Origin of the sequence: uncultured Methanobrevibacter sp., assembly GCF_902764455.1 — an archaeon.
In the GTDB taxonomy this organism is placed as follows: Archaea; Methanobacteriota; Methanobacteria; order Methanobacteriales; family Methanobacteriaceae; genus Methanocatella.
The window spans coordinates 57,195-63,877 of record NZ_CACWVY010000006.1 but is presented as its reverse complement, the minus strand read 5'-3'; the positions used below and the strand labels follow the sequence as shown (position 1 = coordinate 63,877).

The following is a 6,683-nucleotide window of genomic DNA, read 5'->3' as shown; positions in this document are numbered from 1 at the left end:
AAATAATGGTTAAGAAAGTAGTAAAAACAAATCCTAACCTTATTGAACTTATTAATAAACTTTATGAACAATCAAGAAATGAAGATGCAGCTATTTGGAAAGATGTTGCACAAAAACTTGAAAGGTCTAATAGAAGAACTGCTGAAGTAAATTTGTCTGATATTGCAAGACATGCTGAAGCTGGTGAAACTATTTTAGTACCAGGTAAAGTTTTATCAAACGGTAATTTAGAAGAAAAAGTGGATGTTGTAGCATTAAAATTCTCAGCTAAAGCACAAGAAAAAATTGAAAGTGTTGGTGGAGAATGCATCACAATTGATGAAATAATCGAATCAAATCCTAAAGGATCAAACATTAGGATCATTGAATAAATAGGGTGTTATTATGATTATTGATGGAGAAGGATGCGTTTTAGGAAGATTGGCTAGTATAACTAGTAAAAATCTTTTAGAAGGCGAAGAAGTAGTAATTCTTAATGCTGAAAAAATTATGTTAACTGGTAATAAAGAATGGGCTTATGCTAAATACAAACAAAGAGTTGACAGGGCAAGTATTTCCAACCCTCGTGACTTAGGTCCAAAATATCCTAGAAGACCAGATGATATATTTAGAAGAACTGTAAGAGGAATGTTACCTTTCAAAAAATCCAAAGGTAAAACCGCATACAAAGGCTTAAAAGCTTTCGTCGGTGTACCTGCAGAATACGCAGATGCTGAACTCACTGCAGTTCCTGAAGCAGAATACAAAAACATTAAAAAAGGTATTGAATTAGGAGAAATCTCCAAACTTTTAGGAGCTACCTTTTAGATATATGGATGTGTGATTATGGTTAAAGTTATTCATACAAGTGGAAAACGTAAAACAGCTATCGCAAGAGGAACTGTTAAAGAAGGAACTGGTAAAGTTAGAATTAACAGAATTCCTTTAGAACTCTATTCCCCTGAACTTGCTAACTTAAAATTACAAGAACCATTAACTTTAGCTGGAGACTTAGCTAATGAAGTGGATATCAATATCCATGTTATTGGTGGAGGAGTAATGGGTCAAGCTGAAGCTGCACGTATGGTAATTGCAAAAGGACTCGTACAATGGTCACAAGATATGGATTTAAAAGAAAAATTCATTCAATATGACAGAACCATGTTAGTAGGTGACCCAAGACGTTCTGAACCTAAAAAATACGGTGGTCCTGGAGCAAGAGCACGTAAACAAAAAAGTTACAGATAAATTCTGTACTTTTATATTTTATTTAAATTAAAAAGGGGATATAAATGATTCCTATAAGATGCTTAAGTTGTGGAAAACCAGTTTCAGCTCATTTTGATGAGTACACAATAAGAATGATTGGTGGTAAACAATTATTCCATGAATTAGAAGATCGTGATTTAGTTCAAGAGTTTATGGAACAATTAACTATTGAGAAAAAAGAAGCTAATGAAATTCTATCTAACTTAGGTTTACGTGGCAATTATTCTAGTGATAAGTCTAAAGAAGTTTTAGACGAATTAGGTTTGACTAGATACTGTTGTAGAAGAATGCTGATTTCTCATGTTGAAACATGGGATTAGACAATTTAGGGAATTTATATTTCAAATATAATCTTGGTAAACTATATGCCTAAAATGGAAGTAATATTCATGGATGCTGAAAAAAAATTAACAAGGTTTGAAAGAGCTAGACTTCTTGGAGCTAGAGCAATTCAAATATCAATGGGAGCAGAACCTAAAGTTCCTATTAAAGACTCTCTTGATCCGATTGATATAGCTTATGAGGAGTTAAAAGCTGGAGTTTTACCATTAGATGTTATTAGAGATGAATAAATAGTTTATCTATTTATTCCCAAATTTATTTAAAAAAAATAAAAAATACCAACATAACTCTATAAAGAAACTTACTGATTTTTTAAAGAGTATAGATTATATGGTAATAAATTAAATGACACTGAGGTGTTTTTTTTGGATAGTATAATAGAAGATGTCCAAGTTCGTAAGATTTTGGATAGCAGAGGAAACCCAACTATAGAAGTAGATGTGATTACTTGGAGTGGGTTTGGTAGAGCTGCTGCACCAAGTGGAGCTAGTACAGGTTCCCGTGAAGTTGTATCTTTTCCAGAGGGCGGAGTTGATGTAGTTGTCCGTGAAATGGAAGATTTTATAGCTTCTGAACTTGTAGGTATGGATACACAAGATATCGCTACTATTGATGAAGTATTGAAAGAAATTGACGGTACTGAAAATTTAGCAGGTATTGGAGGTAATACAACCGTAGCTATTTCAATGGCTGTAACTAAAGCCGCTGCAGAATCTTACAATATGCCATTATATAAATATATTGGTGGAAACTTAGTTAATGAATTACCATTTCCTTTAGGGAATATGATGAACGGTGGAGCACACGCTGGTGTTAATGCGCCGGATATTCAGGAATTTTTAGTAGTTCCTACAGGTGCAACTAGTGTTGTTGAAGCAGTTTTTGCTAATGCAAGTGTTCACAAAAGACTAAAAGAATTTATTCAAACTAAAGACTCCAATTTTACTGGTGGTAAAGGTGACGAAGGGGGATGGGTACCTAATATTACTAATGAGGCCGCTTTGGAAATTCAAGCTAAAGCATGCGAAGAAGTCGGTGATGAATTAGGTATTGAGATTAGGCCTTCTTTGGATATGGCAGCTTCTGAACTATGGAATGCAGATGAGCAAAAATATGTTTATGCTCAAGATGGTGTTAAAAGAGACACCGGAGATCAAATTGATTTCGTAAAAGATATCATTGATACTTATAAAATGTTTTATGTAGAAGACCCATTCGATGAATCCGATTTTGATGGTTTTTCTCAATTAACTTCAAAAGTAGGAGATAAATGTTTAATTTGTGGGGATGATTTGTTCGTAACTAATAAAGAATTATTAGCTAAGGGAATAGAAACCAAAGCCGCAAATGCTATTATCATCAAACCTAATCAGATAGGTTCTCTATCAGAAACTTATGCTACTGTAAAATTAGCAAAAGAAAATGATATTGTGCCTGTTGTATCTCATAGGTCCGGTGAAACTACTGATGAAACTATTTCACATTTAGCCGTTGGTCTGTCATGTCCTATGATTAAAACCGGAGCTATTGGTGGTGAAAGAATAGCAAAATTAAATGAACTTATTCGTATAGAAGAGGAACTTTTGAATCCTCAGATGGGTAAATTCTAAATTAAATAGTATAAGGGAGAGAGTTTTATGGCAAAAGTAACTATCGATTATGATAAATGTGATGGTGCAGACTGTGCAGAATGTTCTGATGTTTGCCCAATGGAAGTTTTAGTTCTTGAAGGAGATAAAATAACTATCAACAATCCTGAAGATTGCAGTTATTGTGAAGTATGTATGGACGTCTGTCCTAATGAATGTGTAAAAATTGAAGATGAAGATTAAATTTATTAAAAAAAGGTGATTATTAATGGCTAACGAACTTTTAATTGACTTAGATAATTATTTAGCAGCAGGTTTACATATCGGAACCCAACAAAAAACAAGTGACATGGAAAAATATATATTCAGAGTAAGATCTGACGGTTTATATGTTTTAGATATTCAAAAAACTGATGAAAGAATCAGACAAATTGCAAAACTTTTAGCAAAATACGACCCAGAAGATATTTTAGTAGTAGCTACCAGACAATATGGTCAAGCTCCTGTTAAAAAATTCGGAGAACTTACCGGTGCAAAAACTATCCCTGGTAGATTCATCCCTGGTACCTTAACCAACCCAAATTATGCTAAATTCATTGAACCAAAAATTATTGTTGTAACTGACCCAAGGTCTGACTCACAAGCAATTTTAGAATCCAAACAAAATGGTATTCCTGTAATTGCTTTATGTGATACAGAAAACTTACTCAGTTTTGTTGATATTGCAGTACCTGTAAACAACAAAGGTAGAAAAGCTATTGCATTAGTTTACTGGTTACTTGCAAGACAAATTTTAAGAGAAAGAGGCGACATTCCTGAAGATGGTGACTTAGATATTCAACCAAGCGACTTTGAACTTAAATTCTAAATTGATTTGAATGATTAGAAAACCTGCTGTTGCCGGAGCATTTTATCCGAATAATCCTGAAACTCTTAAGGATACTATTAGGAATTGTTTTTTAGATGATAGAGGCGTTGGTGAAATACCAATGCTTAATTCATTTGATGGTACAGATTACCCTATCAATATTATGGTTCCCCATGCAGGTTATCAATATTCAGGTGCAATAGCTAGTCATGGCTATTGCAAAGTAGTTCAAAATGGTTTTCCAGAAGTATTTATTATTTTAAGTCCGAACCACACAGGTTTAGGTAGTGAAATTTCTGTTTTCAACGAGGGAGAATGGATTACTCCTTTAGGAAATATTGAAGTTGATGAGGAATTTGCAGACTCCATTATTTCACATTCGGATATTGCTACTGCAGATTTCATGGCTCATATTCGAGAACACAGTATTGAAGTTCAGTTGCCTTTCTTGCAATATTTTTCAAATGATTTTAAAATAGTTCCCATTACTATGGGTTCCCAATCATTTTCCGCTTCAACTGATTTGGCAAAGGCTATTTTTGATGCGGGAAACAGTTTAAATAAGTCTTATGCAGTTATTGCAAGTACTGATTTATCCCATTTCAATAATCAGGAAAAGGCTAATAAAGTCGATAATTTTGTTTTAGAGGATATTGATGAAATGAATGAATTCAAACTCTTTGAGGAAGTTGTCCAATACAATATCACGATGTGTGGTTATGGTCCGGTAATAACGACCATGTATCTCTCAAAAATGTCAAATAAAAATAATAGTGAAATATTGGCATATGGAACAAGCGGCGATGTTACTGGAGACTTTACTTCTGTTGTAGGTTATGCTTCAAGTATTTTTAAATAAGGTGTGTATATGATAGCTAAAGCTTCAGCTCCTGCAAAAGCAATTTTATTTGGTGAACATTCTGTAGTTTATGGTGAACCTGCTATTGCGGGTGCTGTAAATAAAAGAGCTTATATTACTGTAAAAGAATCAGAATGTGATAAATCTATTTTTAGGGCACCTAATATTGGTTTTGAAGCAGAATTAATCACTGAAGAAAAAAAATATATTTTAAGAAAAGGAAAACCAGGTATTATTAGATATATTTTAGAATCTGTTTATAGAGCTCACGATCATAGTCCTATTGATATTACATTAACATCAAATGTACCTATTGGTTCAGGGCTAGGTTCATCTGCTGCAGTTACTGTAGCAACATTGGCTGCATTATACAGATATCATAATATTCGTTTTAACAAAAAATCTTTAGCTCATGATGCTCATATGGTAGAACAGGAAGTTCAGGGGGTAGCAAGTCCTCTGGATACTTTGGTGTCTACATATGGCGGTCTTGTTTATTTATCCAGAAATAAGAGAGTAGAGCATTTCAATGTGAATTTCAATGTTCCTTTCGTTGTTGGGTATACTACCAAGCATGGAAATACTGGAAAGATGGTAAAGGATGTTAAAAATCTTAAAAATAAAAATCCAAAAATTATTAATCCAGTAATAACTGCTATGGGAAATTTAACTAATTATGCAAAACAGGCTATTTTAAAAAGAGATTTTATTAAAGTAGGCGAATTAATGAATATCAATCACGGATTTCTGGATGTCCTTGGTGTTAATACTTTGGAATTATCTAGAATGGTATATAATGCAAGAGAAGCCGGAGCCATCGGGTCTAAAACTACCGGTGCAGGTGGTGGGGGCAGTATTATTGCACTCTGCCCTGGAAAAGTTGAAGAAGTTGCAAAAGCTATAGATCGTGATGATAATATTTTAAAAATCCGTTTCACTCGTAAAGGAGTTTCTTCAAGGATTTACAAGTGATTTTATGATTATTTTAAAAATTGGCGGAAGTATTTTAACCAATAAGGACTCATCTAAAAGTGAAATAGATGAAGTGTCTTTAAAAAGAATAGCATCTGAAATTAAAGCTTCACTCGATAATTCAGATAAAGAACTGATTATCGTTCATGGTGCAGGGTCTTTCGGACATCCGCCGGCTAAAGAGTACAATATTGGTGAAGTATTTTCTGCTGAGGAATATCCTCAAAAAAGGATTGGATTTTGCAAAACCCAAAATGCAGTTAAAAAATTAAACATGCTGATATGTGAGGCATTTATTGAGGAAGGTTTGCCGGTTGTTGCAATTCCTGCTTCAAGCTTTATGAGTGCTACCAACAAAAGAATTACTGAAGGAAATCTGGATTACTTTAAGAAATATTTGGAAAAGGGTTTTATTCCTGTTGTTTACGGTGATGTTGTACTTGATTCAAAGTTGGAAATTTGTGTTATTTCAGGAGACCAGTTAATACAGTATTTGGCTATGAATCTCAATCCGACTCAAGTTATTTTAGGAACCGATGTCGATGGGGTTTATAATAAGAATCCTAAAACACATGAGGATGCATTATTTTTTGACAAGTTTTCATCACTTGATGATTTGGATACTCTTGAAGGAACAACAAATGTGGATGTGACCGGTGGAATGGTTGGAAAAATTAAAGAACTTTTATATTTGGCTGATTTAGGAATTGAATCTAAAATAATAAATGCTGAAGTTAAGGACAATATTTTCAAAGCATTAGAAAATGAAGACGTGAAAGGAACAGTAATTTCAAGGGGAAATTAA

Annotated in this window: 11 protein-coding genes; all 11 read left to right on the top strand. The window is 33.5% G+C overall.

The window, feature by feature from the left end; genetic code table 11:
- Window positions 1-5 precede the first annotated feature (5 nt).
- The 11 genes from QZU75_RS02625 to QZU75_RS02575 all read left to right on the top strand — a co-directional run bounded on the left by QZU75_RS02625 (window position 6) and on the right by QZU75_RS02575 (window position 6,683).
- Window positions 6-371: a 50S ribosomal protein L18e gene (locus QZU75_RS02625; protein WP_296881395.1), complete on the top strand. Its 366-nt coding sequence runs from the start codon at window positions 6-8 to the stop codon at window positions 369-371.
- Window positions 372-384: 13 nt separating this feature from the next.
- A complete protein-coding gene (locus tag QZU75_RS02620) occupies window positions 385-807 on the top strand; it encodes a 50S ribosomal protein L13 (RefSeq protein ID WP_296881391.1) in 423 nt (140 codons plus the stop codon).
- 18 nt (window positions 808-825) lie between these two features.
- On the top strand, window positions 826-1,227 hold the full coding sequence (locus QZU75_RS02615; protein ID WP_296881390.1) for a 30S ribosomal protein S9: 402 nt from the start codon (window positions 826-828) through the stop codon (window positions 1,225-1,227).
- Between the two features lie 44 nt (window positions 1,228-1,271).
- The gene (locus QZU75_RS02610; protein WP_296881389.1) at window positions 1,272-1,568 is read left to right on the top strand and encodes a hypothetical protein; all 297 of its coding nucleotides are present in this window, start codon (window positions 1,272-1,274) and stop codon (window positions 1,566-1,568) included.
- Window positions 1,569-1,622: 54 nt separating this feature from the next.
- The gene (locus tag QZU75_RS02605; RefSeq protein WP_296881394.1) at window positions 1,623-1,820 is read left to right on the top strand and encodes a DNA-directed RNA polymerase subunit K; all 198 of its coding nucleotides are present in this window, start codon (window positions 1,623-1,625) and stop codon (window positions 1,818-1,820) included.
- Window positions 1,821-1,955: 135 nt separating this feature from the next.
- Window positions 1,956-3,200: a phosphopyruvate hydratase gene (gene eno / locus QZU75_RS02600; RefSeq protein WP_296881388.1), complete on the top strand. Its 1,245-nt coding sequence runs from the start codon at window positions 1,956-1,958 to the stop codon at window positions 3,198-3,200.
- Between the two features lie 27 nt (window positions 3,201-3,227).
- Window positions 3,228-3,422 (top strand): 4Fe-4S dicluster domain-containing protein, encoded by a 195-nt coding sequence (locus tag QZU75_RS02595; RefSeq protein ID WP_292740276.1) that lies wholly within the window; start codon window positions 3,228-3,230, stop codon window positions 3,420-3,422.
- Between the two features lie 25 nt (window positions 3,423-3,447).
- Entirely contained in the window at window positions 3,448-4,047 is a 600-nt protein-coding gene (gene rpsB / locus QZU75_RS02590) for a 30S ribosomal protein S2 (RefSeq protein ID WP_296881387.1), read from the top strand.
- A gap of 10 nt (window positions 4,048-4,057) precedes the next feature.
- Window positions 4,058-4,906, top strand: coding sequence for an MEMO1 family protein (locus QZU75_RS02585; RefSeq protein ID WP_296881386.1), 849 nt, complete (start codon window positions 4,058-4,060; stop codon window positions 4,904-4,906).
- Window positions 4,907-4,915: 9 nt separating this feature from the next.
- Window positions 4,916-5,878 (top strand): mevalonate kinase, encoded by a 963-nt coding sequence (gene mvk / locus QZU75_RS02580; protein WP_296881385.1) that lies wholly within the window; start codon window positions 4,916-4,918, stop codon window positions 5,876-5,878.
- A 4-nt stretch (window positions 5,879-5,882) separates the two neighbouring features.
- On the top strand, window positions 5,883-6,683 hold the full coding sequence (locus QZU75_RS02575) for an isopentenyl phosphate kinase (RefSeq protein WP_296881384.1): 801 nt from the start codon (window positions 5,883-5,885) through the stop codon (window positions 6,681-6,683).